23 protein-coding genes, 1 tRNA gene and 1 pseudogene are annotated in these 26,588 nt (G+C 72.6%); 11 read left to right on the top strand and 14 right to left on the bottom strand.

What is annotated here, in order from left to right; all coding sequences use genetic code 11:
* Positions 1 to 17: 17 nt before the first annotated feature.
* Positions 18 to 944: a LysR family transcriptional regulator gene (locus ACIQOW_RS07835; RefSeq protein ID WP_188295090.1), complete on the bottom strand. Its 927-nt coding sequence runs from the start codon at positions 942 to 944 to the stop codon at positions 18 to 20.
* A gap of 70 nt (positions 945 to 1,014) precedes the next feature.
* Here ACIQOW_RS07835 and ACIQOW_RS07830 point away from each other — a divergent pair, with 70 nt between their 5' ends.
* The 3 genes from ACIQOW_RS07830 to ACIQOW_RS07820 all read left to right on the top strand — a co-directional run bounded on the left by ACIQOW_RS07830 (position 1,015) and on the right by ACIQOW_RS07820 (position 4,789).
* Positions 1,015 to 2,124 carry a TDT family transporter gene (locus ACIQOW_RS07830; protein WP_401080875.1) on the top strand — a complete coding sequence of 370 codons (1,110 nt, stop codon included), beginning with the start codon at positions 1,015 to 1,017 and terminating at the stop codon, positions 2,122 to 2,124.
* 726 nt (positions 2,125 to 2,850) lie between these two features.
* Complete coding sequence (locus tag ACIQOW_RS07825) at positions 2,851 to 3,843, top strand: LuxR family transcriptional regulator (protein WP_401080872.1); 993 nt, start codon at positions 2,851 to 2,853, stop codon at positions 3,841 to 3,843.
* Positions 3,833 to 4,789, top strand: coding sequence for a helix-turn-helix domain-containing protein (locus ACIQOW_RS07820; RefSeq protein WP_401080869.1), 957 nt, complete (start codon positions 3,833 to 3,835; stop codon positions 4,787 to 4,789). The genes ACIQOW_RS07825 and ACIQOW_RS07820 overlap by 11 nt, the downstream gene beginning before the upstream one ends.
* Before the next feature lie 190 nt (positions 4,790 to 4,979).
* Here ACIQOW_RS07820 and ACIQOW_RS07815 read toward each other — a convergent pair whose 3' ends face one another.
* The 6 genes from ACIQOW_RS07815 to dnaK all read right to left on the bottom strand — a co-directional run bounded on the left by ACIQOW_RS07815 (position 4,980) and on the right by dnaK (position 11,737).
* Positions 4,980 to 5,597, bottom strand: a complete 618-nt coding sequence (locus ACIQOW_RS07815) for a hypothetical protein (RefSeq protein WP_188295087.1) — start codon at positions 5,595 to 5,597, stop codon at positions 4,980 to 4,982.
* A 629-nt stretch (positions 5,598 to 6,226) separates the two neighbouring features.
* Positions 6,227 to 7,228 carry a helix-turn-helix domain-containing protein gene (locus tag ACIQOW_RS07810; protein ID WP_401080865.1) on the bottom strand — a complete coding sequence of 334 codons (1,002 nt, stop codon included), beginning with the start codon at positions 7,226 to 7,228 and terminating at the stop codon, positions 6,227 to 6,229.
* Between the two features lie 191 nt (positions 7,229 to 7,419).
* Positions 7,420 to 7,947, bottom strand: coding sequence for a heat shock protein transcriptional repressor HspR (locus ACIQOW_RS07805; RefSeq protein WP_223243804.1), 528 nt, complete (start codon positions 7,945 to 7,947; stop codon positions 7,420 to 7,422).
* Between the two features lie 7 nt (positions 7,948 to 7,954).
* Positions 7,955 to 9,121, bottom strand: a complete 1,167-nt coding sequence (gene dnaJ, locus ACIQOW_RS07800; RefSeq protein WP_401080862.1) for a molecular chaperone DnaJ — start codon at positions 9,119 to 9,121, stop codon at positions 7,955 to 7,957.
* A 163-nt stretch (positions 9,122 to 9,284) separates the two neighbouring features.
* Positions 9,285 to 9,902: a nucleotide exchange factor GrpE gene (grpE, locus tag ACIQOW_RS07795; protein WP_401080859.1), complete on the bottom strand. Its 618-nt coding sequence runs from the start codon at positions 9,900 to 9,902 to the stop codon at positions 9,285 to 9,287.
* The gene (dnaK, locus tag ACIQOW_RS07790; protein ID WP_401080856.1) at positions 9,899 to 11,737 is read right to left on the bottom strand and encodes a molecular chaperone DnaK; all 1,839 of its coding nucleotides are present in this window, start codon (positions 11,735 to 11,737) and stop codon (positions 9,899 to 9,901) included. Before dnaK ends, grpE begins: the two co-directional genes overlap by 4 nt.
* Positions 11,738 to 12,045: 308 nt before the next feature.
* Here dnaK and ACIQOW_RS07785 point away from each other — a divergent pair, with 308 nt between their 5' ends.
* From ACIQOW_RS07785 to ACIQOW_RS07770, 4 genes and pseudogenes are all read left to right on the top strand, one after another.
* Positions 12,046 to 14,271 (top strand): heterodisulfide reductase-related iron-sulfur binding cluster, encoded by a 2,226-nt coding sequence (locus ACIQOW_RS07785; RefSeq protein WP_401080854.1) that lies wholly within the window; start codon positions 12,046 to 12,048, stop codon positions 14,269 to 14,271.
* A 341-nt stretch (positions 14,272 to 14,612) separates the two neighbouring features.
* Positions 14,613 to 15,686 (top strand): annotated as a pseudogene (locus ACIQOW_RS07780) (sugar phosphate nucleotidyltransferase); the annotation flags it as partial.
* A gap of 250 nt (positions 15,687 to 15,936) precedes the next feature.
* Positions 15,937 to 16,938 (top strand): Yip1 family protein, encoded by a 1,002-nt coding sequence (locus ACIQOW_RS07775; protein WP_401080851.1) that lies wholly within the window; start codon positions 15,937 to 15,939, stop codon positions 16,936 to 16,938.
* A gap of 104 nt (positions 16,939 to 17,042) precedes the next feature.
* The gene (locus tag ACIQOW_RS07770; RefSeq protein WP_401080848.1) at positions 17,043 to 17,984 is read left to right on the top strand and encodes a metal-dependent hydrolase; all 942 of its coding nucleotides are present in this window, start codon (positions 17,043 to 17,045) and stop codon (positions 17,982 to 17,984) included.
* 138 nt (positions 17,985 to 18,122) lie between these two features.
* Here the strand turns inward: ACIQOW_RS07770 and dcd are convergent, their stop codons facing one another.
* Together dcd and ACIQOW_RS07760 are read right to left on the bottom strand one after the other, a co-directional pair.
* On the bottom strand, positions 18,123 to 18,698 hold the full coding sequence (gene dcd, locus ACIQOW_RS07765; protein WP_188295077.1) for a dCTP deaminase: 576 nt from the start codon (positions 18,696 to 18,698) through the stop codon (positions 18,123 to 18,125).
* Positions 18,699 to 18,769: 71 nt separating this feature from the next.
* Positions 18,770 to 18,991, bottom strand: coding sequence for a hypothetical protein (locus ACIQOW_RS07760; RefSeq protein ID WP_188295076.1), 222 nt, complete (start codon positions 18,989 to 18,991; stop codon positions 18,770 to 18,772).
* A gap of 274 nt (positions 18,992 to 19,265) precedes the next feature.
* On the opposite strand from ACIQOW_RS07760, the gene ACIQOW_RS07755 reads away from it, so the two are divergent.
* Positions 19,266 to 19,339: transfer RNA gene (locus ACIQOW_RS07755), tRNA-Gly, on the top strand.
* A 499-nt stretch (positions 19,340 to 19,838) separates the two neighbouring features.
* On the opposite strand, the gene ACIQOW_RS07750 is transcribed toward ACIQOW_RS07755, so the two are convergent.
* Complete coding sequence (locus ACIQOW_RS07750; protein WP_401080843.1) at positions 19,839 to 20,294, bottom strand: CBS domain-containing protein; 456 nt, start codon at positions 20,292 to 20,294, stop codon at positions 19,839 to 19,841.
* 259 nt (positions 20,295 to 20,553) lie between these two features.
* Here ACIQOW_RS07750 and ACIQOW_RS07745 point away from each other — a divergent pair, with 259 nt between their 5' ends.
* Complete coding sequence (locus ACIQOW_RS07745; RefSeq protein WP_401080840.1) at positions 20,554 to 21,003, top strand: DUF5994 family protein; 450 nt, start codon at positions 20,554 to 20,556, stop codon at positions 21,001 to 21,003.
* A 76-nt stretch (positions 21,004 to 21,079) separates the two neighbouring features.
* Here ACIQOW_RS07745 and ACIQOW_RS07740 read toward each other — a convergent pair whose 3' ends face one another.
* From ACIQOW_RS07740 to ACIQOW_RS07730, 3 genes are all read right to left on the bottom strand, one after another.
* Entirely contained in the window at positions 21,080 to 21,325 is a 246-nt protein-coding gene (locus tag ACIQOW_RS07740; protein ID WP_401080837.1) for a hypothetical protein, read from the bottom strand.
* Between the two features lie 40 nt (positions 21,326 to 21,365).
* Positions 21,366 to 21,905 carry a DUF5994 family protein gene (locus tag ACIQOW_RS07735; protein ID WP_401080834.1) on the bottom strand — a complete coding sequence of 180 codons (540 nt, stop codon included), beginning with the start codon at positions 21,903 to 21,905 and terminating at the stop codon, positions 21,366 to 21,368.
* A 169-nt stretch (positions 21,906 to 22,074) separates the two neighbouring features.
* On the bottom strand, positions 22,075 to 23,010 hold the full coding sequence (locus ACIQOW_RS07730; protein ID WP_401080831.1) for a LysR family transcriptional regulator: 936 nt from the start codon (positions 23,008 to 23,010) through the stop codon (positions 22,075 to 22,077).
* A 157-nt stretch (positions 23,011 to 23,167) separates the two neighbouring features.
* Here ACIQOW_RS07730 and ACIQOW_RS07725 point away from each other — a divergent pair, with 157 nt between their 5' ends.
* Both ACIQOW_RS07725 and ACIQOW_RS07720 read left to right on the top strand, forming a co-directional pair.
* On the top strand, positions 23,168 to 24,529 hold the full coding sequence (locus ACIQOW_RS07725; protein ID WP_401081359.1) for an MFS transporter: 1,362 nt from the start codon (positions 23,168 to 23,170) through the stop codon (positions 24,527 to 24,529).
* A complete protein-coding gene (locus ACIQOW_RS07720) occupies positions 24,526 to 25,149 on the top strand; it encodes a cysteine hydrolase family protein (protein ID WP_401080828.1) in 624 nt (207 codons plus the stop codon). The genes ACIQOW_RS07725 and ACIQOW_RS07720 overlap by 4 nt, the downstream gene beginning before the upstream one ends.
* Positions 25,150 to 25,209: 60 nt before the next feature.
* On the opposite strand, the gene ACIQOW_RS07715 is transcribed toward ACIQOW_RS07720, so the two are convergent.
* Positions 25,210 to 26,523 carry an MFS transporter gene (locus tag ACIQOW_RS07715; RefSeq protein ID WP_401080826.1) on the bottom strand — a complete coding sequence of 438 codons (1,314 nt, stop codon included), beginning with the start codon at positions 26,521 to 26,523 and terminating at the stop codon, positions 25,210 to 25,212.
* Positions 26,524 to 26,588: the final 65 nt, after the last annotated feature.

Genomic DNA, 26,588 nt, shown 5'->3' with positions numbered 1-26,588 from the left:
CTCAATTCTTTTCCGGCTCACCTTCTCGGTGAACGTTCGGCGGACCCCCGGGTCAGCCCCAGCAGCGCCCTGGCGGGACCGCCGGGCCGCTGCCCGGCCGGCCACACCGCGCGCAGCGGCCGCCGCAGGTCCAGCTCCCGGGCCAGCGGCACCTCGACCAGCCGCCGGGTGGCCAGCTCCTCCACCACCGCCAGCTCGCTCAGGCAGACCGGCCCCGCCCCGGTCATCGCGGCCCCCTTCAGCGCGGTGGACGAGGCCAGCTCCATCCAGGGCCGCGCCGCGCCCCCGTACGGCCGCAGGGCCGTCTCCAGCACCTCCCGGGTGCCCGAGCCGGGCTCGCGCAGCACCAGCGGGGTGGCGGCCAGCTCGGCCCCGGTCAGCGGGGTCCGGCGCCGGGCCCAGGGGTGGCCGGGCGCCACCACGACCACCAGCCGGTCCGCCGCCACCACCGCGCCGGACAGCCCGGGCGGGGTGGAGGGGCCCTCGACGAAGCCGAGGTCGGCGTCCCCGGCCAGGACGTGTCCGGCGACGTCCGCCGAGTTCGCCGTCCGCAGCGTCACCGCCGTCCCCGGGCTGGCCTCGGACAGGCCCAGCAGCCAGCCGGGCATCAGGTACTCGGCGACGGTCAGGCTGGCCACCACCCGCAGCTTGGCGTCCCGCCGCTCGCGCAGCGCGTCGATCCCGGCGTCCATCGCCTGCGCCGCCTCCACCACCTGCCGGGCCCACTCGACCACCAGCCGGCCCGCCTCGGTCGGCGTGCTGCCCCGGGGCGAGCGGTCCAGCAGCGGGACGCCGATCTGCCGCTCCATGCCCTTGATCCGGGCGCTGGCGGTCGGCTGGCTGACGCCCAGCTCGGCCGCCGCCCGTCCGACGCTGCCCAGCCGGGCCACCGCGAGCAGCAGTTCCAGGGCGCCGAGTTCGGGGACGTGCGGGGAGAGGGCCATAGATTCAGGCTATGCCCCCATAGAGGTCGGGGCGCTACCGGCGGCCGGGCCCCCGGGCGACGGTGGGAGCATGTCCACTCTGGCCGGTATCGGCCCCCTCGCCCGCCCCGCCGTCCGCTCCCGGTTCGACCTCGCCCAGCTCGGCCCCAACTGGTACGCCGCCGTGATGGGTACCGCGATCCTGGCGAACGGCGCCGCCGTGCTGCCGGTGCGGCTGCCCGGGCTGACCGGCTTCGGCGAGGTGATGTGGGCGCTCGGCCTGGCCGCCCTGCTGGTGCTGGCCGCCGCCCGGCTGGTCCACCTCACCCGGCACCGCGAGGCGGCCCGCGCCCAGCTGCTGGACAACCCGGCCACCGCGGTCTTCTACGGCTGCCCGCCGATGGCGCTGCTGGCGGTCGGTCTGGGCACCCTGCTGCTCGGCTCCCGGGTCATCGGCACCGGCCTCGCGGTCGCCCTGGACACCGTGCTGTGGAGCCTCGGCACCCTGTACGCGCTGGCCGTGGCGGGCGGCATCCCGTACCTGATGATCACCCGGCACCGGGTCTCCGCCCTGGAGGCCAACCCGACCTGGCTGCTGCCGGTGGTCGCCCCGCTGGTCGCCTCCGCCTGCGGCCCGGCGCTGGTCCCGCACCTGCCGGCCGGGACGGCGCAGCAGGCCATGCTGTACGGCTGCTGGGCGCTGTTCGGGATCGGCCTGCTCGCCACCCTGGCGCTGCTGCCGGTGGTCTTCACCGGGCTGTTCCACAGCAGGCTGCCCGCCCTGGCGCTCACCCCCACGCTGTTCCTGGTGCTCGGCCCGCTCGGCCAGTCCGTCACCGCGGTCCACCAGCTCGCCGACGCCGCCCGCCCGGTGCTGCCCGCGCTGGCGCCCGCCATGACCGACCTGGCCGAGCTGTACGGCGTGGCGGTGATCGGCGTCGCGATGCTCTGGCTGGCCGTCGCGCTGACCGCCAACCTGCGCGCCCGCCGGGCCGGGATGCCGTTCGCGATGACGTGGTGGGCGTACACCTTCCCGGTCGGCACCTGCGTCACCGGCGCCTCCGCGCTCGCCCGGCACACCGGCTTCGGGGGCTTCAGCGGGCTGGCCGTCGGGCTGTACCTGCTGCTGGCGCTCGCCTGGGTGCTCGCGGCGGGCGGTACGGCGGCCGGGCTGGCGCGGGGGCGGTTGCCGGCCCGCTGAGCGCGCGGCCGGTCGCGGGCCCGGCGCGGGCCTTCGGGGGCCGTCGCGGGCCGGAACGCGTCGGGGCTGGCCGCCGGGGGCGGACGGGCAGCTCAGGAGCATGCCGGCGGTGCAGGAACGCGCACGTCCGCTATGACCGTGCACGGCCGACAGGCGGTGGCGCCGGACACCGCCGACACCCCTTCCCCGCCTCGGACTTCACCGGAATCCGACCCGCCGCCCGGCCCTCCCCACCAGCACCGGGATGCAGATTGCTGCAATTGCGCGAACATGCACTCGGGCGGCACTTGTTCACCGGACGTCACGCTGTGAGGGTGGAGACACGCCAAGTCGTCCGGGCAACCGCAGCCCGAGTGGCGACTTGCTCTTCGGGAAGACCGCGGGCGCCACAGTCGGCGCCGGCGGGAACGGGGGAACGAAGAGCACCGGCTGGGGGCCATGTGTGGTGATGGCCCCCGCTGCCGGACCCGTCGAGGCGTTGCTGCTCCGCCTCGACGGGAGCGCCCTGGCATTGGCGTACCGATGGCGGCCCCCGGGGACCCGGCGTGCGACGGCACCCGGGCCGGGGGTCCGCCGTCCCACCCGGTACCGTGACCGCCACGCCCGGGACCACGCCGTACCGGCATCCGGATCCGCGGGCCCGGCCGGCCCACCGGGACCACGGCCCGCGCGGCGGGGAACACGGGGCAACACCAGGGGAGAGGCGTCCGGCAGGGAGGGCACGACGTGACGGCGGAACCGGCGGTCACACCGGACCAGGCGGGGCACGTGGGCGAGGAGCCCGACGAGGCCGCCCGGCAGCTCTACCTGGCCGTCATCGCCGAGGGTGGCCGCGTCCCGGCCGGCGAGGTCACCGACATCGACCAGGGCGCGCTGCAACAGCTCATCGACATCGGCCTGTTGATGGTCAACCCGATGGACCGCTGCTACACCGCAGTCAGCCCGCGCTCGGTCAGCGACCGCCTCGGCGCCGAACTGCGCAGCGAGGCCACCCGCCTGCTGGTCCGCGCGGAGAACCTCCCCGGCGCCCTGGACGGTCTGACCCGCGCCTACGACGCGATGCCCCGCCCGTCCGGCCCGGCCGGCGGCGCCGTCCACGTCGAGGGGCACGTCCACATCCGCCAGCGGATCTCCCAGCTCGTCTCCGACTGCCGCTCCGAGGTCCTCACCGCGCAGCCGGGACACCGTCCCGCCGACACCCTCCAGGTCGCGCTCCGCCAGGACGTCCAACTGCTCAGGCGCGGCTGCTCGCTGCGCACCGTCTACCAGCCGGTCGCCCTCGCCGACCCGCCGGCCCGCGCCTACGCCGAGGAGGTCACCCGGCACGGCTCGCTCATCCGCGTGCTCGACGAGCCCTTCCAGCGGCTGATCGTCTTCGACCGGTCCGTCGCCGTGATCTCCGCCAACGACGACAACAGCACCGCCGCCTTCATCAGCGACCCGGCCACCATCACCTACCTGGTCGGCACCTTCGAACGCGACTGGGCGCGCGCCGAGACCACCGAGACCGCCACCCCCGGCCAGGGAGCCGCCAGGACCATCCCCGACCGGGTCGGCCGGCTGCTCGCCCGCGGTCTCACCCAGCGCGCCGTCGCCACCAGGCTCGGCCTGAGCGAACGCACCGTCGCCGGCCACATCTCCCGGCTGCGCGACCGCTACGGCGCCCAGACCCTCTTCCAGCTCGGCTGGCTGATGCGGGGCGCCCGCGATGACCGATGAGCCGGGCCAGGCCGAACGGGCCCTCTACCTCGCCGCGGTCCGCGGCGGCGGGCGGCTGCGCCCCGAGGACCTCGCCCCCGCCGACCGTCCCACCCTGGCCGCCCTCGTCGCCCGCGGCCTGCTCGCCCCCACCGCCACCGGCTGGACCGCCGCCGACCCGCGGGCCCAGGTCGACCGCATCGGCTTCGAACTGCGCTCCCGCGCCGTCCGCCTGCTGCTGCACGCCGAGCGGCTCCCCGGCACCCTCGGGCCGCTCGCCCGCGCCTACGACACGGCCCGCCACCCGGACCGGTGTGCGCCGGCCGTCGACCCCGGCACCTCCGGTCCGGCCGACACCGTCGACGACGCCGCCGACGTCCGCCGACGGGTCACCGAACTCGTCTCGGAGTGCCGGGAGGAGGTCCTGGCCGCCCAGCCCGGCCCGCGTCCGCTCGAAGCCCTCAGGATGGCCCTCGCCCAGGACCTCTCGCTGCTCCGCCGGGGCTGCTCACTGCGCACCGTCTACCAGCCGGCCACCGTCGCCGATCCCGCCGTGCAGAGCCAGATCGCGCTGCGCGCCGGGCAGGGCGCCCAGGTCCGGGTCCTCACCGAACCGTACGAGCGGGTGCTGGTCTTCGACCGTGCGGTGGCGGTCATCCCCGCCGCGGAGGACCGCAGCCGTGCCGCCTTCCTCACCGACCCCACCACCGTGGCCTACCTGGTCGCCCAGTTCGAACGCGACTGGGCCCGCGCCGCACCCGTCGGCCGTCACCTCGACCCGCCGCCCGCCACCACCGTCCGGATCGGCCGGCTGCTCGCCCGCGGTCTCACCCAGCGCGCCGTCGCGACCCGGCTGGGTGTGAGCGAACGTACCGTCGCGGCCCACATCTCCCGGCTGCGCGACCGCTACGGCGCCCGGACCCTCTTCCACCTCGGCTGGCAGCTGCGGGGCGAGCGCCATGACTGACACTCCGCCACCCCGTTGTTCGTCCAGCGCCTCACCCGGCGTGCCGGCGCGAGCGGCCGGTGCCTCGGGGAACGTGCGGTGGCGGGCCGGTTCGCCCGGCCGCGGGACTCGTACGACGCGGAGACGCTGTTCCGGCCGGGCCGGCAGCCGCGGGGAGCCCGGGCGGGAGAGCCCGGTGGGCAGCCGCCGTTCAGCCGGTGGCGGCGCCGGTCGGCCAGTAGCCGGGGACCGGGGGCTGCTGCCGGGGGACGCTGAACTGCTCGCCGGGGGCGGTCCAGAAGCCCTCGCGCAGGGAGAGCGCCATGCCGGCCCAGTCGAGCGCGGTCTCGACCGTGTGGTTGAGGGCCTCCTGCGACCAGGTGTCGTCGAAGACCAGCGGCAGGACGGGGGCGACCTGCTCGATGGTGGCGATCAGCGGGTTGTGGGTGATGGCCTCGTCGACCAGGAGGACGATCGGCTTGCGCAGCGCCGACGCCCAGCCGAGCTCCAGGCTCACGCCGGCCGAGAGGGGGGCCCCGACGTAGGCGAACACCAGGTCGGCGGACTGGAGGGCGCGGAAGTCGGACGGAACGCGCGGCTCCGGCGCGCGGCCGGAGATGGTCCAGGCGTCGCTGTGGTGCGCGCTGTACACGGCGGCACCGCTGCGGAGGAGGGTGGTGCGGAGCGTCGTCAGCCGCGTCCGGCTGGCGAGCGTCACCACGCTGTCGGCCGGCCCGGTCAGCCGCATCAGCGGCGCGGCCAGGAACACACGTGCACGCCGACCCTCAGGGGCCTGGCTGTCGTGGTGACGCAGGTAGGGCTCGGTCATGTCGACTCCGGGGAAAGGCCGACCGGGTTGAAAAGTGCGTCGGCAGGCGTGGAGAGTGGTTGCTGCTTCAAGTAGTCCGATGCCCCGATTGTTGGGAGAATTGACAGTACAGCAACAGAATTGTCAACTGGTGCTGGACTATCGGGGGCGAACTGATCGTCCATCTGTGGCACCTGCCCCGTCCAGGGCTTCCCGGTGTCATATGGATGCCTGGCAGGGAGATGACGCGTTCTCAGGCGTGCAGCTATTGGCAGGCTCGTGCACCCTGCGGCAACATGTGGTCGGTAAGTTTTGTCTAGGCGCTGCGTTCGACGCAGATGACAGAAGGGGTGGGCATGTCTCACTTGTGCCGTTTCGTCCGTAACGCGGTCCTGCCTCTGGTTGTCGGTGCGGCTGCATTGCTCGGCGGGTATCTCGCGGTCGACCACGGGCAGGCGGCGCCCGACTCGTCGGCCGTTGCCGCTGTCTCCGTCCTCGACGACATCAGCTGGGGCTGACCGCGTGTGCCGACCGGCACTGATGCGAGACTTCCCCGGACTTCCTCGTCCGCGGGAAACGTATTCGCAGGTGGGCGGCCGGCGCGTTTTTACCCGCCACTGATCCGACGCGCCGCTGGCGCGGGCATGTCTCTACGGATGGTTCCCGTTTGTGGATTCAGCCCGCGCGAGCGCGTATCCGAGTTGGAACAAGGAGTCCACATTGTGCTCCTCGCGCATCTCGGCGATATGGCGGGCCAGGGTGCGTTCGCTGATTCCCAGGCGTCTCGCGATGACTCTGTGATTGGTTCCCGCCAGCAGTAGATCGATGATCGTCTGGCGAAGCCGCGAGACGACCTGCTGGGGGACGGCGCGGTCCCCGTCGAAGTCGAGGGCGCGGCTCCAGCTCGGCTCGAAGACCTGCTCGGCGAGGTAGGTGGCCACCGCGGGTTCGTGGATGAAGGCCGCCATGTTCAAGTCGTGCGCGACCGGGATGACGGCCATCTTCCGGTCTATGACGATGAGCCGGGTATAGGGCTCGTCAAGGGTTCTGTACTGGCCGCCGGCCTTGGCCAGGCGTGTGACGTAGTCCCGGGTGGGCTGGTGGTAACGCGTGCTGGCGTGGTAGATCGTCCGGATCTTCGTGCCGTTGCCCAGCATGGCGAGGTCCCGGTCGATCACCGAGGCCAGGAGCTCGGGAGGCCGTGGACCCCCTGGCTGGAGTGCCAGCGCCTCCTCGGCGCCCGCGTCGGCGTACTGCTGCATCTTCTGATTTATCAGCACTTTGCCATGGACATACTCGATCGAGCCGCCGACCTGTCCGGGCGTGTGAAACTCCTGGGCGAGTTCGCTCAGTTCGGTCGGCAGGGCGACGGCCCGGGTGAGAAGCTCGAGCGCCTGTCGCTGCCAGGTGCTGCTGAGGCTCTCCGAAAGCTGGGTCGGGTCGATGGCGATCAGGCTGTCCGGCGCGTCGAGGTCAGGGACCAGAAGGCCTATTCTGATCAATTCGTCCAGCGGACCCGATTCACCCGGGGCCGGGACCTCTTTCGACGTACTCCCGCCGGTCCTGATGATGTGCAGGAAAAGCGCACGAGCTTCCGCGGAAAGTATCGGCCCCCCACTCGTGATGGGGCCGAATTGAGCTCGTCCACTCATGCCGGCTCCTTGCCGTTGACCCAACCCGCCGTGACCCGTCCCAGCAGATCCTAGGGCGCGTGACCATTGCTGATGATGAGATCGCCGGTCTCTCCCGAGCTTGGCCGATCGCCAGAGCGACACTCTCTCACCAACACCGAGCCGCCGGCACCCCCCGAGAGGAGGGGCCGGCGGCTCGGTGGGTGGCCCGGTCAGCGCCTGGGGCGCCAGACGACGAGGGCGCTGGACTGCGGGGTGGGGGGCTGGTACGGGACGAGGTCACGGCGGTAGGAGGCGTGGACGGCGGCCTCGCGCTGCCGCAGGGCGCTGGCGGCGCCCTCCAGGGAGTCGACCAGTTCCGCGACGCGGGACTGGAGGGCGGAGACCTGGTTCTCCAGCTCGATGATCCGCTTGATGCCCGCCAGGTTGATGCCCTCGTCCTGGGAGAGCCGCTGGACCTCGCGCAGCTGCTGGATGTCGCGCGCGGAGTAGCGGCGGCCGCGGCCCGCGGTGCGGTCGGGGCAGACCAGGCCGAGGCGGTCGTACTGGCGCAGGGTCTGCGGATGCAGCCCGGACAGTTCGGCGGCCACGGAGATGACGTACACCGGGGTGTCCTCGGTGAGGACGTACTGCGGCGGGGCCGCGGCCCGGCGGGTGCGGCGCGGGCCGGCACCGGGCAGGCCCTCGCCGACGCCGGGGCCGATCGGGGTGTCGGGATCGATCGGGTTCATCGGGGACATCTGGTCGTCACGCTCCCTTCGCCGCCCGGAACAGGGCGGCTCGCGGATCGTCGGAGGCGGTGGCCTCGCGGTACTGCTCCAGGGCGTTCAGCGCGTCGCCGGCGACCTGCTGGGGCACCACGACCTCGACGGTGACGAGGAGGTCGCCGCGGGTGCCGTCCTTGCGGGTGGCACCCTTGCCGCGGGCGCGCATGGTGAGGCCGTTGGCGCTGCCCGGGGGGAGCTTGAGCTTCACGGCGGGGCCGTTCAGGGTGGGCACCTCGATGGTGGCGCCGAGCGCCGCCTCGGGGAAGGTGACCGGGACGGTGACCGTGAGGTTGTCGCCCTTGCGCCCGAAGACCGGGTGCGGGTCGACGTGCACGGTGACGTAGAGGTCGCCGGGCTGTCCGCCGCGCTCGCCCTGGGCGCCCTTGCCCTTGAGCCGGATGCGCTGGTCGGCCTGGACGCCGGCCGGGATGCGGACCTGCATGGTGCGGGCCGAGCTGGCCCGGCCGCTGCCGTGGCAGTCGGGGCACGGGTCGTCGACGATCATGCCCCGGCCGCGGCAGTCCTTGCACGGCTCGGAGAGCGCGAAGGCGCCCTGGCCGCGGCTGACGGTGCCCGCGCCGACACAGGTCGGGCAGACCCGCGGGGTGGTGCCGGACTTGGCGCCGCTGCCGTTGCAGTGACGGCACGGGGCCTGGCTGGTCATCCGCAGCGGGACGGTCGCGCCGTCGACCGCCTCCTCGAAGGAGAGCGTCACCTCGGTCTCGACGTCGGCGCCGCGCCTGGGCGGGGCCTGCCGGGTGCCGCCGCGGTTGAAGAGGCCGCCGAAGACGTCGCCGAGCCCGCCTCCGCCGCCCCCGCCGCCGCCCTGCTGGCCGCTGAAGAGGTCGCCGAAGTCGAAGCTGTAGCTGCCGGTGCCGCCGGGGCCGCCGCCGGCCCGGAAGCCGCCGTTGGCGAAGAGGCTGCGGGCCTCGTCGTACTCCTTGCGGCGCTTCTCGTCGGAGAGGACGTCGTACGCCTCGGAGATGTCCTTGAACCGCTCCTCGGCCTTGGGGTCACCCGTGTTGGCGTCGGGGTGGAACTCGCGCGCGAGCTTGCGGTAGGTCTTCTTGATCTCGGTGGCGGTGGCGTCCTTGGGCACGCCGAGGACCTTGTAGTAGTCCTTCTCGACAAAGTCCTTGCCACTCATGGCTTCCGCCACCTCCCGATGTCCATAGTCACAGAGCTGTCAACAGGCGCTGAGCGAACGACCGTCGACAGCGCGCTGCGGAGCCGGCCGCCGTACTTGCCGGCGTACGACTCCGCAGCGCACTGGGTGTCAGCTGTCACTGGGTTCCAGCTGTCACAGGTTGTCAGCTGTCCGAGCCACCGTCGGACTTGTCCGGGTCGGCGGACTTCGCCTCGGCGTCCGAGGACGCCTGGCTGCCGGGCTGCGGTTCCGCGACGGCCACCATCGCCGGGCGGATGATCCGCTCGCCGATGCGGTAGCCGGGCTGGAGGACCTGCACGCAGGTGTCCTCGGTGACGTCCGAGGAGTAGCTGTGCATCAGCGCCTCGTGCATGGTCGGGTCGAAGGGCTCGCCCTCCTTGCCGAACTGCTGGAGGCCCAGCTTGGCGACGACCGTCTCCAGCGACTCGGCGACGGACTTGAAGCCGCCCGTCACCTCGCCGTGCTCACGGGCGCGGCCGATGTCGTCCAGGACCGGGATCAGCGACTCCAGGATGTTGGAGACGGCGATCTCGCGGACGGTCAGCCGGTCGCGCTCGACCCGCTTGCGGTAGTTCTGGTACTCGGCCTGGAGGCGCTGGAGGTCACCGGTGCGCTCGGAGAGCTCGCGCTTGGCGGCGGCGAGGTCCTCCGAACCGGACTCCCCGGAGCCACCGGCGGCGGCCTCCTCGGCAGCCTTGATCACGGCCTCTTCGGCGGCGGAGTCGTCGCCGGGCTTGCCGCCCTGCGGCTTGTCCGTCATGCCGCACCGCCCTTGGGCTTCTCGTCGTCCACGATCTCGGCGTCGACGACGTCGTCGTCCTTGGCCTGGGCGGAGTCACCGGTGGGGGCGGCACCGGCGGCGTCGGCGTTGGCGTACAGCGCCTGGCCGAGCTTCTGCGCGGTGGTGGAGACCTTCTCCGAGGCTTCGCGGATCTTCGCGATGTCCTCGCCCTTCAGGGCCTCCTTGAGCTCGCCGATGGCGGTCTCGACCTCGGCCTTGACGTCGGCCGGCAGCTTGTCGGCGTTGTCGGCGATGAACTTCTCGGTCGAGTAGACGAGCTGCTCGGCGGAGTTGCGGGTCTCCACGGACTCGCGGCGCTTGTGGTCGTCCTCGGCGTACTGCTCGGCCTCGCGGCGCATCCGGTCGACCTCGTCCTTCGGCAGCGAGGAGCCGCCGGTGACGGTCATCTTCTGCTCCTTGCCGGTGCCGAGGTCCTTGGCACCGACGTGCATGATGCCGTTGGCGTCGATGTCGAAGGTGACCTCGATCTGCGGCAGGCCGCGCGGCGCCGGCGGCAGGCCGGTCAGCTCGAACATCCCGAGCTTCTTGTTGTACGCCGCGATCTCGCGCTCGCCCTGGTAGACCTGGATCTGCACGGACGGCTGGTTGTCCTCGGCCGTGGTGAAGATCTCGGAGCGCTTGGTCGGGATCGTGGTGTTGCGCTCGATCAGCTTGGTCATGATGCCGCCCTTGGTCTCGATGCCGAGGGACAGCGGGGTGACGTCCAGCAGGAGGACGTCCTTGACCTCGCCCTTGAGGACACCGGCCTGGAGCGCGGCGCCGATGGCGACGACCTCGTCCGGGTTGACGCCCTTGTTGGCGTCCTGACCGCCGGTCAGCTCCTTGACGAGCTCGGCGACGGCCGGCATGCGGGTCGAGCCACCGACCAGGACGACGTGGTCGATCTCGGAGAGCGAGATGCCGGCGTCCTTGATCACGTTGTGGAACGGGACCTTGCAGCGCTCCAGCAGGTCCGAGGTCAGCTGCTGGAACTGGGCCCGGGTGAGCTTCTCGTCCAGGTGCAGCGGGCCCTCGGCGGAGGCCGTGATGTACGGCAGGTTGATCGAGGTCTCGGAGGACGAGGACAGCTCGATCTTGGCCTTCTCGGACGCCTCGCGCAGGCGCTGGAGGGCCATCTTGTCCTTGGACAGGTCGACGCCGTGGCCGGCCTGGAAGACCTTGACCAGGTGGTCGACGACGCGCTGGTCCCAGTCGTCGCCACCGAGGTGGTTGTCACCGTTGGTGGCCTTCACCTCGACGACCCCGTCGCCGATCTCCAGCAGGGAGACGTCGAAGGTGCCGCCGCCGAGGTCGAAGACCAGGATGGTCTGGTCGTCCTTGTCGAGGCCGTACGCGAGGGCGGCCGCGGTCGGCTCGTTGACGATGCGCAGGACGTTGAGGCCCGCGATCTCGCCGGCCTCCTTGGTCGCCTGGCGCTCCGAGTCGTTGAAGTACGCCGGGACGGTGATGACGGCGTCGGTGACGGTCTCGCCCAGGTACGCCTCGGCGTCGCGCTTCAGCTTCTGGAGCACGAAGGCCGAGATCTGCTGGGGGTTGAAGTCCTTGCCATCGATGTTGATCTTCCACCCGGTGCCCATGTGGCGCTTGACCGAGCGGATGGTGCGGTCGACGTTGGTGACCGCCTGGCGCTTGGCCACCTCGCCGACGAGCACCTCGCCGTTCTTGGCGAAGGCGACGACGGACGGCGTGGTCCGCGCACCCTCTGCGTTCGTGATGACGGTGGGCTCGCCACCCTCCAGAACGCTGACGACCGAGTTCGTCGTACCGAGGTCGATGCCGACCGCGCGTGCCATCGTAAATACCTCCACGGAAGAGTTGAGCTTTACAGGCTCAAGGATGCACGACCCGACGGGCGGCGTCAACAGGCCTGAGTGTCCAGCGCTCAACTTTGCTGAGCCGAATCGCTCCGGAGACCTGCGCCACGCCGTGGCGGGGTGCGCCCACGTGACTGTCGCCATAGCTTGGGAATCTTCTGGGAACCGTTGTCCACCGGTAATGTCCGGGCCGTCGGCCCGGCAAGTTACCGACCAGTACAATCAGCCCGAAGACCGTGGGGCCGCAGGGCCTGTTCAACAGCAAAGCCGCAGGAGACGGAGAGCCGATGCAGCTAGCAGCGATCGTCATCTCGCTGGTCACGTTCGTGATCGGCACCGCGCTCGCCGCCCGTGCGGCGCTGTACATCTACAAGGTGGTCCGCACGGGTGCGGACGACGCCACCCGCTTCGGGCAGCCCGCCCAGCGGGCGAAGACCCTCGCGACCGAGTTCTTCGGCCACACCAGGATGAACCGCTGGGGGATCGTCGGCATCGCCCACTGGTTCGTCGCGGTCGGCTTCTTCAGCCTGGTGCTGACCATCGTCAACGCCTTCGGCCAGCTCTTCGACGCCGACTTCGCGCTGCCGGTCATCGGCCACTGGATGATCTGGCAGCTCTTCGTCGAGCTGATCGGCACCCTGACCACGCTCGGGATCCTGGTCCTGATCGTGATCCGGCTGATGAGCCTGCCGTCCAGGTCCGGCCGCAAGTCCCGGTTCGCCGGCTCGATCGCCTGGCAGGCCTTCTACGTCGAGTACACGATCCTCGGCATCGGCCTGTGCATCCTGATGCTGCGCGCCCTGGAGGGCGCCCTCAACGGCGTCGACTCGTACGGCCCCGAGCACCTGGTCTCGTACCCGCTGGTCTCCGCGCTGAGCGGCCTGTCGCACGGCACGCTGGAGAACCTGATCTACCTGTTCGCGATGCTGAAGATCTGCATCTCGTTCGCGTGGGCGACCACCATCGGCCTCAACCCCTCGATGGGCGTGGCCTGGCACCGCTTCCTCGGCTTCTTCAACATCTACTTCAAGCGCGAGGAGGACGGCGGCACCGCGCTCGGCGCCCTGCGTCCGATGACCAGCAACGGTCAGCCGATCGACTTCGAGGACCCGGCCGAGGACGCCGTGTTCGGCGTCTCCCAGGTCGAGCACTTCTCCTGGAAGGGCATCCTCGACTTCTCCACCTGCACCGAGTGCGGCCGCTGCCAGTCGCAGTGCCCGGCCTGGAACACCGGCAAGCCGCTCTCGCCGAAGCTGCTGATCATGAGCCTGCGCGAGCACGCCTACGGCAAGGCGCCGTACCTGCTGGCCGGCGGCGGCAAGTCCGCCGAAGGGGAGGAGCAGGCGAGCCCCGAGCAGCTCAAGGACGTTCCGGCGGCCGCCCTGGCCGAGGCCGAGCGCCCGCTGATCGGCACCGCCGAGGAGGGCGGCGTCATCGACCCGGACGTGCTGTGGTCCTGCACCACCTGCGGCGCCTGCGTCGAGCAGTGCCCGGTGGACATCGAGCACATCGACCACATCGTCGACATGCGCCGCTACCAGGTGATGATCGAGTCCTCGTTCCCGACCGAGGCCGGGACGATGCTCAAGAACCTGGAGAACAAGGGCAACCCGTGGGGCATGGCCACCAAGGCCCGCCTGGCCTGGGTCAAGGAGCTCCAGAAGGAGACCGGCATCGAGGTGCCGGTGATCGGCGAGGACATCGACCCCGCCGAGGTCGAGTACCTCTACTGGGTCGGCTGCGCCGGCGCCCTGGAGGACCGCGCCAAGAAGACCACCAAGGCCTTCGCCGAACTGCTGCACACCGCGGGCGTGAAGTTCGCGATCCTCGGCAAGGAGGAGTCCTGCACCGGTGACTCCGCCCGCCGCCTGGGCAACGAGTTCCTCTTCCAGATGCTCGGCGCCCAGAACGTGGAGACGCTGAACGCGGCCCTGGAGGACGCGCCGGTCAAGCGGATCGTGGCCACCTGCCCGCACTGCTTCAACACCATCGCCAACGAGTACCCGCAGCTGGGCGGCCACTTCGAGGTCATCCACCACACCCAGCTGCTCCAGCACCTCATCGACGAGGGCAAGCTCGTCCCGGTCAACCCGGTCGAGGGCCTGATCACCTACCACGACCCCTGCTACCTGGGCCGCCACAACAAGGTCTACAGCCCGCCGCGCGAGATCATGGACAAGGTCCCCGGTCTGCGCCAGCAGGAGATGCACCGGCACAAGGAGCGCGGCTTCTGCTGCGGCGCCGGCGGTGCCCGGATGTGGATGGAGGAGCGCATCGGCAAGCGGATCAACACCGAGCGCGTGGACGAGGCGCTGTCGCTCGACCCGGACATCGTCTCCACCGCCTGCCCGTTCTGCCTGGTGATGCTCTCCGACTCGGTCAACGGCAAGAAGAACGAGGGCGCGGCCAAGGAACACCTGAAGGTGGTCGACGTGGCCCAGCTGCTGCTCGACTCGGTGAAGGCCCCGCCGCCGGCCGGGAACGAGGAGCAGCCCGCGACGGTGGACGCGTAACGACCGCCGCGGAGCCCGCTGTTCGACAGTTCTGCTACAACTGCCCGGCCCGGTGGACGCCGCGAACGCGCCCGCCGGGCCGGGCTTTCGGACGACCCGGACGGCCTGCGCCGGTACGGCGGGCGTACGGCGAGTGACGGCAATCGCACAGGCGCCGGACGGGCATTCGGTCGGAAGCAAATACAGTAGGCCCGGACCGGCTCGGTGCCGGTCGACCCGTCCGGACGCGAGCCCGGGCGGGTGGCGACCCGCGCCGGCCGGACGGCCGGGTCCAGACCGACGACGGAGGTATCGGCCCGCAGGGCCGGGCCGCAGAGACCACAAGGGGAACAGCGCAGACCATGACCGAGGCGATCATGCTGGTCGGTGGTAAGGGCACGCGACTGCGTCCGCTGACCACCCACACCCCCAAGCCGATGCTGCCGGTGGCAGGCGTCCCGTTCATCGCGCACCAGTTGGCCCGCGCGGCCGCCGCCGGCGTCACCCGCGTCGTGCTGGCGACCTCGTACCTGGCCGAGGTGTTCGAGGACCACTTCCAGGACGGCACCCCGTACGGCATCGAGCTGGTCTACCTGACCGAGCGCGAGCCGCTGGGCACCGGCGGGGCGATCCGCAACGCCGCCTCGGGCCTGACCTGCGGCCCGGACGAACCGGTCCTGGTCTTCAACGGCGACATCCTCTCCGGTCTCGACATCGCCGCCCTGCGCGACGGCCACGTGGCCACCGGGGCCGACGTCACCCTGCACCTGACCCGGGTCGAGGACCCGCGGGCCTTCGGCCTCGTCCCGACCGACGGGAACGGGCGGGTGCTGGAGTTCCTGGAGAAGCCGGAGACCCCGGAGCAGATCGTCACCGACCAGATCAACGCCGGCTGCTACGTCTTCACCCGGTCCGTGATCGACCGCATCCCGGCCGGCCGGGAGGTGTCCGTCGAGCGCGAGACCTTCCCCGAGCTGCTGGCCACCGGCGCGCTGCTGCGCGGCGTCGTCGACACCTCGTACTGGCTGGACCTGGGCACCCCGGCGGCCTTCGTCCGCGGCTCGGCCGACCTGGTGCTCGGCAAGGTCGACTCCCCGGCCGTCCCCGGCCCGACCGGCGACGCCCTGCTGCTGCCCGGCGCCACCGTCCACCCGGGCGCGGTGCTCAGCGGCGGCACCGTGGTCGCCGAGGACGCGGTGGTCGAGGCCGGTGCGATCGTCGAGGGCAGCGTGATCCTGCCCGGCGCGGTGATCGGCCGCGACAGCCTGGTCAAGGACTCGATCGTGGGCGCCTTCGCCACCATCGGCGACCGCTCGGCGCTGGACGGCGCGGTGATCGGCGACGGCGCGATCGTGGAGTCGGACAACGAGCTGCCGAACGGCGTCCGGATCGCCTGCGGCACCCTGCTGCCGGTCGGCGCGGTGCGCACCTCGGCCGGCCCGGGCGGCTGCCCGGCCGGCACCAGCGCGGCCGCGGCGGTGCACGGGCCCTCGGTCGGCGCGCAGCGGTAGCGCCGCCGGGGTTCCGGAGGAGCCCCGGGGTTTCCGGGAGCCGCCGGGTTTCCGGGAGCCGCCGGCGGGCCCGTTCCCACGGGTTTTCGGCCCCGTTCGTCTCAGCCTCGCTGCAAACCGGCCCCGGCTCCGTCCGGGGCGGACGCGGGCCGGGCCGGACGGGTACCTTCGGACCGTGGCTGGTAATCGATACGACAGCGGTCAGGGCGCGGACCGTCCGCACGGCGGATGGTCGGCTCCGCCGCCGCCGGGGGCGCCCGGGGGGCACGGGGCGACGGACGGGCCGGAGTACTTCACGGGCCCGCACCAGGGGGTGCCCGGCGGGCCCGGGCACCGGACGGGGGACGGGCACGACCCGTACGCGGCGGACCGGCCCGGCAACACCAGGGCCTTCCCGGCCGGTGACCCGTACGCGGCGGGCGGCCCGTACGGGCAGCAGCCGTACGGCCAGGGGCAGGGGTACGGCCAGGACGCGGGGTACGCGTACGGCCCCGGGCCGGAGCAGGGCGGGCAGCCGTACGGCCAGGAACAGGGGTACGGCGAGGAGCAGGGGTACGGCCAGGAGCAGGGATACGGCGAGGACAACGTCGCCGTCTACCGGGCCGGCGGCCAGTCAGCCCCGCACGTCGCCGGGCCGAGGCCGCACTGGCGCGAGCTGTTCACCGGCCTGTTCCGCACGCCGACCGCGATCTTCGACCGCACCCGCGACCACCAGGTCTGGCTGCCCGCCGTCACCGTCTCGCTGCTGTACGGCGCGCTCGCGGTGCTCGGCATCGGGCTGACCCACGACGACATCGTCAACTCGACCTTCACCGTGGCGCTGACCGGCATCCTCGCCGCCGCCATCGGGTTCACCGTGGCCGGCGCGGTCTTCGGCGGGGTCACCTACGCGCTGGCCCGTCAGCTGGGCGGCGACGGTCCGTGGAAGGCGACCGTCGGCCTGGCCGCCCTGATCGGCTGGCTCACCGACGCGCCCCGGCTGCTGCTCGACCTGGTGCTCCCCTCCGGCAGCGTCGTCGTCCAGGTCGTCGGCTGGGCCACCTGGATGCTCTGCGCGTACCTGCTGACCAGCATGGTCCGGCGGCTGCACGACCTGCCCTGGGGCAAGGCCGCGGGCGCCTCGGCCGTTCAGCTGGTCGCGCTGCTGGTGCTGATCAAGCTGCCGACGCTGGGCTGAGGCGCCCGCGGGCCGGCGCCGGGCGAAGGGCAGAATGGGGGCGGGCCGCGGTCGAGCGCCGGGCCCGCCCCACCCTCGTCGTCCCACCTTCACCGGAGCCAGGCATGACCCTCCCCACCACCCACGTCAGCTTCCCGGCCGGGGCGGTGACCGGCGAGTCCCCGGTGCTCGCGGTGCACCGGCTGGCCGACGGCCGGTACGCCGTCGTCACCGAGGCGACCCCGTTCCACCCGCTCGACCACACCTGGCCCGACCAGCCGGCCGACCACGGCACCCTGACCGTGGACGGCTCCGAGCTGGCCGTGGTCGACTGCCTGACCGGCGCCGTCGGCCCGGAGGGCGGGGAACTGCTGGTCGGCGCCGACATCCCGGTCCGGCGCGGTGACGAGGAGTGGTCCTGGCTGGTCCTGCACGTCCTGGGCGACTCGTGTGAGCCGGGCGAGCCGGGCGAGCCGGGCGACTCGGGCGTCCTGGGCGAGCCGGGCGAGCTGGTCGGGCGCACCGCCGTACTGGCCGTCGACGCGGAGCGCCGGGGCGCCCTCAGCGCCTCGCACAGCGGCTGCCACCTGCTGGCCCTCGCCCTGAACGCCGCGCTCGCCCCGCGCTGGCGCAAGGACCCGGGCCGCTCGGACGCCTTCGGCAACCCGGACTTCGACAGCCTCGCGATGGCGAGTTCGGTGATGGACACCGCGGCCAGCACCGACACCTACCGGCTCGGCAAGTCACTGAAGAAGAAGGGCTTCACGGTGGACGCCACCGAGGAGTTCCCGGCCCTGGCCGACGCGCTGCCCGCCCTCACCGAGGCCGTCAACGCCCGCCTCGCCGCCTGGGTCGCCGCCGACGCCCCGGTCCGCATCGAGGTGCCGGGCCCCGAGCTGACCGCCCGCCGCCAGTGGCACTGCGAACTGCCCGAGGGCGGCGCGCAGATCTTCTGCGGCGGCACCCACCTGCACCACCTCGGCGAGCTGACCGGGCTGCGCACCGAGCTGCGGCTGTCCGAGGACGGCACCGAGCTGGTCGCCGTCACCAGCCCCGAGCGGGCCTGAGAACGCCGCGGGCGGCCGATCCCTCACCTGAGGGATCGGCCGCCCGTCGTGCGTGCGCTCCGTCGTGTCCGCCGGTCCGCGTGGCTGCTGGTCCGCGTGCCCGCTGGTTGTCGTGCCCGCCGGCTCTCGTGGCTGCGGTCAGATCTCGCTGCGGTGGAAGTTCAGGTACGAGCGGGACGGCGTCGGGCCGCGCTGGCCCTGGTAGCGCGAGCCGTAGCGCGCCGAGCCGTACGGGTGCTCCGAGGGCGAGGAGAGCCGGAACAGGCACAACTGCCCGATCTTCATGCCCGGGTACAGCTTGATCGGCAGCGTCGCGACGTTCGACAGCTCCAGCGTCACGTGGCCGCTGAAGCCGGGGTCGATGAAGCCGGCCGTGGAGTGGGTCAGCAGGCCCAGCCGGCCCAGGCTCGACTTGCCCTCCAGCCGGGACGCGACGTCGTCGGGCAGCGTGATGACCTCGTACGTCGAGGCCAGCACGAACTCGCCGGGGTGCAGGATGAACGCCTCGTCGCCCTCCGGCTCGACCAGCCGGGTCAGGTCCGGCTGCTCCTCGGAGGGGTCGATGTGCGGGTACTTGTGGTTCTCGAACACGCGGAAGAAGCGGTCGAGGCGCACGTCGATACTCGACGGCTGGATCATCGCCGGGTCGAACGGGGCGATGCCGACCCGGCCCAGCTCGATTTCGGTCCGGATGTCCTTGTCAGAGAGCAGCACGCTTCGAGGTTACGTGCACGACGCGGCCCCGGACGAATCCGCCCGGGGCCGCTCAGTCCTCCCGCCGGCCGTCAGGCCAGGAACTCGGCGGCCTCCAACCGCATCGCCCGCGCCAGTTGCGGCCCGGACAGTTCCCGCACGTCGGCCAGCACCGAACTCCGCAGCCGCCCGCACTGCGGACAGCGGATCAACCTCCCGGGCCCGAGCCGACCGGGACCGAGGTTCTGCATCGGGAACGTGGTGGTGCTGAACAGGTGCCCCTCGGCACAACGAACGACGGCGCGCTGCTCCATCGATCCCCTTCCCATCCCTAACCCAGTACTCACCCGTACTCACGCACCCGGCGGCCGAGCCCCGGGGCAGCGTCACATGAGGGGACGTTCCGGACAATCCTCACCATGGCTCGCCGCTCCGGCCCCACCCGCCGGAGCACTCGCACGCGGCCCAAACAGTACGCCCCCACACCCGCCCCACCCCGCTCCGCCACGTCCACCGACCCCCTGTGCATCCACCGTCCCGCATGGGGTACAGTGACACTGGATCGAGCGGTCTCTGACGGCTCATCAGGCGGGCGTAGTTTAATGGTAGAACATGAGCTTCCCAAGCTTATAGCGCGAGTTCGATTCTCGTCGCCCGCTCCATACCGAAAGCCGCAGGTCACATGACCTGCGGCTTTCGCGTTGTCCAGGCCAAGCCGGCCCCGCCGTGCCGGATCCGCACCGGAGGCGGCGGCTGTCGTGATCCTGAGGCGTTCGACTTCCGGGAGCCGGCGGTGCCCGCCCCGGCCCGTCGGGCTCCCGGTGTCACCGCGCGTCGAACCGTCGTGGCGGCGGCCCGCCGCTCCGGCCACGGCGGGTGCCGGGGTGCGGTGAGCAGGAATCGCTCCCTTCGCCGTACCCAGGCAGCCCTTCGCCTTCTCGCCTGGTGCGACGTCGCCCGGTTGGGCGATCATGGCATGACGTTGTGTCATGTTCCTTGTCGAGAAGGTGTTCGCGATGCTGGTCGACTGGCCCACCGAGACGTTCGTGCCGCCCTTGCCGTTGCCCGCCCGTTGACCGGCGGTCTTCGTCCGGTGCGGCAGGGGCTGCCGGTTGAAGCAGGCTGACGCGTCGCCGCTCGGGTGCCGTCCGAGGCCCGCGATCAGATTCTCGTCCGGGCCGCGGGGAGCACCGACGGGGCCGGGGCGGCGAGGAGGCCGGCGGCGCGGTCCGCGGTGAGCACGCCGAGGATGAAGCCGTCCTCGTCGACGACGGGCCAGATCGCCAGGTGCTTGACCCGCATGGCGATCGCGGCCAGGGCCAGGCCCAGGGTCGGCCAGGCGAACGGGCCGCGCTGGTGGGCGGTGGCGCTGATCGCGGTGCGCTCGGTGGGCCGGGGACGGGTGAGGAACGGGTGCAGCCCGGTGCGGGTGACCAGCCCCTCGCACCGGCCGTCGTGGCCCCGGACGAGCAGGTAGTCGAGGTGGGCGCCGCGGAGGACGTCGTCGGCCTGGTCGACGGTGCTGTCGTCCGCTATCTGGTAGTCGCAGGGTTCCATGGCGTCGGCGACCGTGAGGCCGTGGCCGGGCCGTACGGGCCGGGGCGAGTGAGTGGTCACGGCGTTCACCGTTCCCGTCTCCGGCCGCCCGTCGGAGCGGGACCTGCCGGACTGTCCTACACCCAGAACGAAGCCGGAACGGGGACCGGGATACGGGATGCCCTGGATGTCTCCGAGGCTACTCCTACGGGGGCGCCCCGGGGGGTGGTCACGGCGGAGTAGCGTGGAAGGCAGCCGAGGACATTCCGCACACCGGCATCAGCGTCGACGTCGCCCTGGGTCATGACGGGTCCCTCGCGGACCGGACGGGCGGCTTCGCATGATGCCGATCCCTCTCCCCAACCCCTCCTCCTCCGGGCCGTGGACGGTGCCCGACGTGCCGCTGCTGCCGCGCCTGGAACTGGAGCCGACGATGTCGCGGGAGGGCGTCTTCGACGGGGCCTGGTGGCCCCGCTCGAACCGGGTCCTCGCCGAACTGCCGGACCTGATCACCGCGCTCGGCGCCCACTTCGGCCGGATCCTCCGGGTCGGCCTCGACACTCCGGCCTGGGACGGCGTGCCCCGGTCCGTCGCGGCGAACGGCCTGGTGGTCAGGATCAACCGGTTCACCGGCAGCGGCGCGACGATCAGCGTCACCCGGGGCCTCCAGGACCATCTGCTGCTGCTGGTGGTGCCGCCCGGCACCGCACCGGACACGGCCGTCTCGGCGATGGCCGGCGCCTCCGCGACCGGGAACCACACTCCGGCGGCGGAACTGCTGCTCGGCTGAACGGTCCGGTCCCGCGGCGCCGGCCGCGGTGCACGGCCCGTCGGGGCCGCCGGGGCGTGCCCGGTGCGGATCGCGGTCAGTACTCGGCGCCGCTCCGCAGGTAGCTGCCCACGACCTGGAGCCACGCTCCGGGGCCGAAGCAGACCTCGATCCGGTACGGCGTGTCCTCGAAGACCCGCAGGACGCGCAGCGCACCACTCGGATGCAGGTCGTACTCGAAGGTGACGCCGTCCGCGCCGTCCTCGTACTGCATGTCCAAGGGCCCCTTGGAGGGTTCCGCCGGCGTCCGGGCGTCGGCCGAGAGCTTCACGTAGACGGACATCCCGCCGTCCCGCCTTTCCTGTCTGCCCGAGGTGCCCGGCTCACCGGGCCGTCCCCCAGGGTGCTTCGCCCGGCGGTTCGGTGCCGGAGCCGGTGCCGGAGCCGGAATCGGTGCCGCCTATGCCGGTGGCGACGAGGATCTGCCGTGCCGAGTCGCTTCCGCCCGCCTCGACCGCGCGGGTCATCGCGGCCAGCGCGGCCTCCCGGCCCGCCTGTGGGGGGACGACGAGCAGGCTGAAGTGATCGTGGTCGCCCCGCGTGACGATCACCGTGTCGTCGCCGACCGGGTACCGGTCGATGTGCACCGACCGGCCGTCGACGAGCAGCCGGGCCGGTACGTCGTCCCAGGCTTCCGCGTCCAGCCCGACGCTCGCCACGGGGCCGAGGTGTTCGGTCAACACCCGTACCAGACCGGGTAGTTCGGCGCCGACGTCACGTGAACGCGGCCACCACGCGCCGTCGAGCACGCCTTCGCGCGACCGTGTGGTCTCCAGGCGCAACAGGAGCGTCCCCGGCTGCGCGGTCTGCCGAAAGTGGTCCGGCAGAAGGCCCGGGAACGCGGCACCGGCTTCGTCCGACATGGCTCGCCACCTAACCGCGGACGTGGCCCGACCGCCGCTGGGCGGGGGCACTGGGGGCGGCTCGGGCCGCTCCGACATTCCCACGGTACTCCGCCGGGACCGGGCCGGCCCGGCTGGTCACGGGAGCCGTGACGGGCGGGGGCGGCCAGTGGGTGCCAGGTGGGGACGGTCAGTGGGGGAGGGCCCAGGTGGGGGTCCAGGTGCCGGGGGCGGGGTGGGTGTGGGTGTTGAGGGTGAGGTGGGTGCGGAGGGTGGGGAGGGCCGGGTGGGGGTTGTCGCGGTGCCAGAGCAGTGAGTGGGGGTAGAGGAGCGTGGGGTTGGTGACCGGGATGCGGCGCAGGCCGTGGCCGGTGGGCCAGACGAGGCGGGTCCGCTCGCTCATGAAGGTGGCCAGGGCCGGGGTGTCGGCGATGGTGTCGAGGAGTGCGTCGGAGCCGAAGTTGGGGCCGGTCGCCTCGATGGTGAGGCCGAACTCGGCGACGAGGTCGGCGTAGTAGGCGCCCCACTCGGTGCCGGGGGCGATGCCGGGCATCCAGATCCGGTGGCCGGCCAGCTCGGCGACGGTCACCGACTTGGCGTCCGCCAGTGCGTGGGCCGGGCCGGTGAGGAGCTGGAGCGGTTCGTCGAGGACGCGGACCGACGCGATGTCCTCGGGCAGCGGCCGGCCGGGCGCGGCGACGGCGCGGAAGGAGGCGTCGACCGTGCCGGAGCGGATGGCGGCGATGGCGGTGTCGATCTCGACCAGCATCAGCACGTCGAGGTCGATCTCCGGGTACGCGTCGTGGAAGCCGCGCATCAGGCCCGAGGCCGCGCCGCGCGAGGCGATCACGTCGACGCGCAGCGGGCGGCGGCCGCTGCGTACGGACGCGACCGCGCGCTCGGCGACCCGCAGGAGTTCGCGGGCGTGCGGCAGGAACGCCTGCCCGTCGATGGTGAGTTCGGCGCCGCGCGGGGTGCGGGTGAACAGCCGTACGCCGAGGTCGCGCTCCAGTGCGGCGACGCGCTTGGAGACGGCCTGCTGGGTGACGGACAGGTCGACGGCGGCCTTCTGGAACTGGCCGGCTTCCGCGATGGCGGCGAAGGTGCGCACTGCTTCGAGGTCCACGCCGACCCACCTTAGGGAACAACCCCTGGTTGTGCGGAGCAGGTGGAGCGGTTGTTTGACCCGTTGTCGTGGCGTCCGATTGGCTCCCACCGGTCAACGCCGGTTTGTTCGGCCGGACGTCGAGGGGAGCGCATCGGGCGTGATGGGCATGACGGGCATGATGGGCAGGAGAAGGCTGGGCCCGCGGTTCGGCTGGCTGTGGGCGGCGTACGCGGTGAGCGCGTACGGCTCCGGGCTGGGGTTCGGGGCGCTGCCGCTGATCGCGGTCCTGGTGCTGCACGCCGGCCCCGCCGAGGTGTCGGCGCTGTCAGCGGTGGGGCCCGCGGTGGGCGCGCTGGTCGCGGTGCCGCTCGCGCCGTGGGTGGAGTTCCGGCGCAAGCGTCCGGTGATGATCGCGATGGACCTGACCCGGTTCGCGGCCATGGCGACGATCCCGGTCGCCTACGCCTTCGGGCGGCTCGGCCTCGTCCACCTGCTGGTGGTCTCGATCGTGGTCGCGGCGTCCAAGATCGCGTTCGGCGCGGCCAGTGGCGCCTACCTCAAGGCCATCGTCCGGCCGGACGACCTGCTGGTGGCCAACGCGCGCTTCGAGTCCACGAACTGGAGCTCCATCGCGGTCGGGCCGCCGCTGGGCGGGGCGGCGATCGGCATGTTCGGGCCGGTCACCACCGTGGTGGCCGACGCGCTCGGTTACCTGCTCTCCGCGCTGGGCATCACCGCGATCCGCGGCCGGGAGGAGGCGCCGCCGACGGCCGGCAAGGAGCCGGTCAGGGCGGGCGCGGTGCTCGACGGCTGGCGGCACATCACGGGCGACCGCGCCCTGCGGGCGCTCTACCTCAACAACATGCTCGTCTCCGGTCTGATCATGGCCACCGAGCCGGTGCTCGCCGTGCTCCTGCTGCGCCAACTCGACTTCGCCCCATGGCAGTACGGCCTCGCCTTCGCCGTCCCCTGCCTCGGCGGACTGATCGGCTCCCGGCTGGCCCGGCGGGTCGTGGCCCGGTACGGCAGGGACCGGGTCTTCCGGACCGTCGGCACCCTGCGCGCCGTCTGGCTGATCGGCCTGGCCTTCGTCGGCCCCGGCGTGGTCGGGCTCGTCACCGTGATGGCCGTCGAGCTGGCGATCATCACCAACATGAGCCTGTTCACCCCGGTGCTCGCCACCTACCGGCTCGAACGCACGCCGAAGCACCTCGTCGCCCGCACCCTGTCGGCCTGGTCGATCGGCCAGCAGGCGTCCATCGCGGTCTGCACCGCGCTCTGCGGCCTGCTCGCCGACGCCACCGGGCCGCGCACCGCCATCACGGTCGCGGGGCTGCTCATCCTGGCCACCCCGCTGCTGCTTCCCCGAGGGGATTCGGTCGGAGGGGATGCCGTCAGGCAGGGCGTGGCCGGGCAGGGCGCGGTCGGGCACGGCGCGGTCGGGCAGGGCGCGGTCGGGCACGGCGCCGTCGGACGGGACGGCACGAGGCCGTCCGCCGCGGCGGACACACCACCAGCACGGAGGACGACCACATGAGTACCGCACCCGCCCCCGCACCCGCACCCGCCCCCGCACCCGACCCCGCGCACACCGCGCTCCTCGTCCTGGACTGCCAGCCCGCGATCCTGGCCGCGCTGCCCGAGGCCGCCGACCGCGAGGCCCTGCTCGGCCGGGTGGAAGGCGCCATCGCCGACGTTCGGGCCCTGGGCGGCACCGTCGCCCACGTACGCCTCGGCTTCACCGAGGCCGACTGGGACGCGGTCCCGGCCGCCAACAGGTCCTTCGCCCCGCTGGCCCGGCACCGGGTGATGCACGACGGGGACCCCGCCGCCGCCGTCCACGAGCGCCTGGCCCCCAGGGACGGTGACATCGTCGTGCGCAAGACCCGCCACGGCGGCATGTCCACCACCGGCCTCGACCGGCAGCTGCGCGAGCGCGGCATCACCACGCTGGTCGTGGCCGGCCTCAGTACCGGCGGTGCCGTCCTGTCCACCGTCCTCGACGCGGCCGACCGCGACTACCTGCTCTACGTCCTGTCCGACGGCGTCGCGGACCCGGACGCCGAAGCCCACGAGGTCCTGCTCCACCGGGTCCTCCCCTCCCGGGCCCACGTCATCGGCGTCGGGGAGTTGGGCGCTCTGCTCGGTGGCGCCTGACCCGGGCCTCGGCCGTCGCACAGGGGCTCAGGTCGCACAGGGCTCAGGTCGCACCGGGCCTCAGGTGGCGCCGGGGGCGCGGCGCAGGGTGCGGATGGGGCGGGTGGCCAGGAGGGCGATGGCGGTGAGGAGGGCGACCGCGACGCCGACCAGGAGGACCCGGTCGGTGCCGAAGGCGCCGACGGCCGGGCCGGCCAGGGCGCTGCCGATGGGGTACATCCCGACGGAGCCGGCGACCTCGTAGGCGTGGACGCGGTTGAGCACCTCGCCCGGCACCTGGGTCTGCACGCTGGTCGCCCACATGACGCCCCAGACGCCGATCCCGGCGCCGACCGCGAGCTGGGCGGCGGCGAGCAGCCAGACCGGCCAGTCCAGCACGATGCCGAGCGGGTAGAGCGGGAACGCCAGCATCGCCACGGCGCCGGCGGCCAGCGGGTGGGCGGGCTTGTAGCGGATCGCCAGCAGGCCGCCGGCCACGGTGCCGGCGCCCAGGGCGCAGTTGAGCAGGCCGAAGGCGGTCGCGCCGTGCTCGGGCACGATCACGCCGGCGGCCACCGACAGCTGAGGCCCCCAGGAGAGCACCGCGAAGACCATCCAGATCACGATCACGCCCCAGAGCCAGCTGCGGGCACGGAACTCCTGCCAGCCGACCACCAGGTTGCGCCACAGGCTCTCGCCGGCCGGCGGGGCGGGCACCGCGCCGAGCCGGAGCGTGAACAGGCAGACCGCGCTGGTCCCGTAGGCCACGGCGGAGATCACCATCACCCAGCCGGTGGCTCCGAGCCCGACCAGGGCACCGGCCAGCGCGGGGCCGCCGAGTCCGGTGAGCGCCTCGGAGGTGCGCAGCACCCCGTTGGCGCCCTGGACGTCCCGGGCGACCAGCGGGACGGTCGAGGTGGCGCCCGGCTGGAACATCGCGTTGGCGGTGCCCGCCACCACCAGCAGCGCGTACAGCTGCCAGAGGTGGTCGATGCCGTGGATGAACAGGACGGCGAGCAGTACGTGGGCGGCGAGGTTGGCCAGGTCGGCGCCGATCATCATCCGGCGGGCGGTGAAGCGGTCGGCGAGCACCCCGCCGAACAGCACCAGCCCGGCGAACGGGCCGACCAGGAAGGCCATCGCGTAGCCCGCGGTGTCCAGGCCGTAGCCGCCGCTGAGCAGTCCGGCCGAGACCGCGACCGGCAGCATCGCCCAGCTGAGCAGGCCGGCGCTGCGGGCGGTGAAGTAGGAGCGGAAGTTGCGGGACCAGATCGCCGGTGTGTCGGCCGGTGGCGCCTCGGCGGGCCGGCCCTCGGTGGGACGGTCTCCGGCGGGCCGGTCCTCGATCGGTACGGACGTCGCCGTCACGGTGTGGTCGGCCAGGCATTCGGCCATGACGCTGCAACCCTTCGGAGGTGGGGGTGGGGGCGGGGGGATCGTGCGGGTCATCGGTCGGGAGG

It is taken from the genome of Kitasatospora sp. NPDC091335 (assembly GCF_044757205.1).
In the GTDB taxonomy this organism is placed as follows: Bacteria; Actinomycetota; Actinomycetes; order Streptomycetales; family Streptomycetaceae; genus Kitasatospora.
This window is presented reverse-complemented; position numbering and strand designations above follow the sequence as displayed.

Coding starts and splice junctions, on each gene's coding strand:
- ACIQOW_RS07835 (WP_188295090.1), bottom strand. CDS start 944: ATGGCCCTCTCCCCGCACGTCCCCGAACTCGGCGCCCTGGAACTGCTG.
- ACIQOW_RS07830 (WP_401080875.1), top strand. CDS start 1,015: ATGTCCACTCTGGCCGGTATCGGCCCCCTCGCCCGCCCCGCCGTCCGC.
- ACIQOW_RS07820 (WP_401080869.1), top strand. CDS start 3,833: ATGACCGATGAGCCGGGCCAGGCCGAACGGGCCCTCTACCTCGCCGCG.
- ACIQOW_RS07815 (WP_188295087.1), bottom strand. CDS start 5,597: ATGACCGAGCCCTACCTGCGTCACCACGACAGCCAGGCCCCTGAGGGT.
- ACIQOW_RS07810 (WP_401080865.1), bottom strand. CDS start 7,228: ATGAGTGGACGAGCTCAATTCGGCCCCATCACGAGTGGGGGGCCGATA.
- ACIQOW_RS07805 (WP_223243804.1), bottom strand. CDS start 7,947: ATGTCCCCGATGAACCCGATCGATCCCGACACCCCGATCGGCCCCGGC.
- dnaJ (WP_401080862.1), bottom strand. CDS start 9,121: ATGAGTGGCAAGGACTTTGTCGAGAAGGACTACTACAAGGTCCTCGGC.
- grpE (WP_401080859.1), bottom strand. CDS start 9,902: ATGACGGACAAGCCGCAGGGCGGCAAGCCCGGCGACGACTCCGCCGCC.
- dnaK (WP_401080856.1), bottom strand. CDS start 11,737: ATGGCACGCGCGGTCGGCATCGACCTCGGTACGACGAACTCGGTCGTC.
- ACIQOW_RS07785 (WP_401080854.1), top strand. CDS start 12,046: ATGCAGCTAGCAGCGATCGTCATCTCGCTGGTCACGTTCGTGATCGGC.
- ACIQOW_RS07770 (WP_401080848.1), top strand. CDS start 17,043: ATGACCCTCCCCACCACCCACGTCAGCTTCCCGGCCGGGGCGGTGACC.
- ACIQOW_RS07760 (WP_188295076.1), bottom strand. CDS start 18,991: ATGGAGCAGCGCGCCGTCGTTCGTTGTGCCGAGGGGCACCTGTTCAGC.
- ACIQOW_RS07745 (WP_401080840.1), top strand. CDS start 20,554: ATGATGCCGATCCCTCTCCCCAACCCCTCCTCCTCCGGGCCGTGGACG.
- ACIQOW_RS07740 (WP_401080837.1), bottom strand. CDS start 21,325: ATGTCCGTCTACGTGAAGCTCTCGGCCGACGCCCGGACGCCGGCGGAA.
- ACIQOW_RS07735 (WP_401080834.1), bottom strand. CDS start 21,905: ATGTCGGACGAAGCCGGTGCCGCGTTCCCGGGCCTTCTGCCGGACCAC.
- ACIQOW_RS07725 (WP_401081359.1), top strand. CDS start 23,168: ATGATGGGCAGGAGAAGGCTGGGCCCGCGGTTCGGCTGGCTGTGGGCG.
- ACIQOW_RS07720 (WP_401080828.1), top strand. CDS start 24,526: ATGAGTACCGCACCCGCCCCCGCACCCGCACCCGCCCCCGCACCCGAC.
- ACIQOW_RS07715 (WP_401080826.1), bottom strand. CDS start 26,523: ATGGCCGAATGCCTGGCCGACCACACCGTGACGGCGACGTCCGTACCG.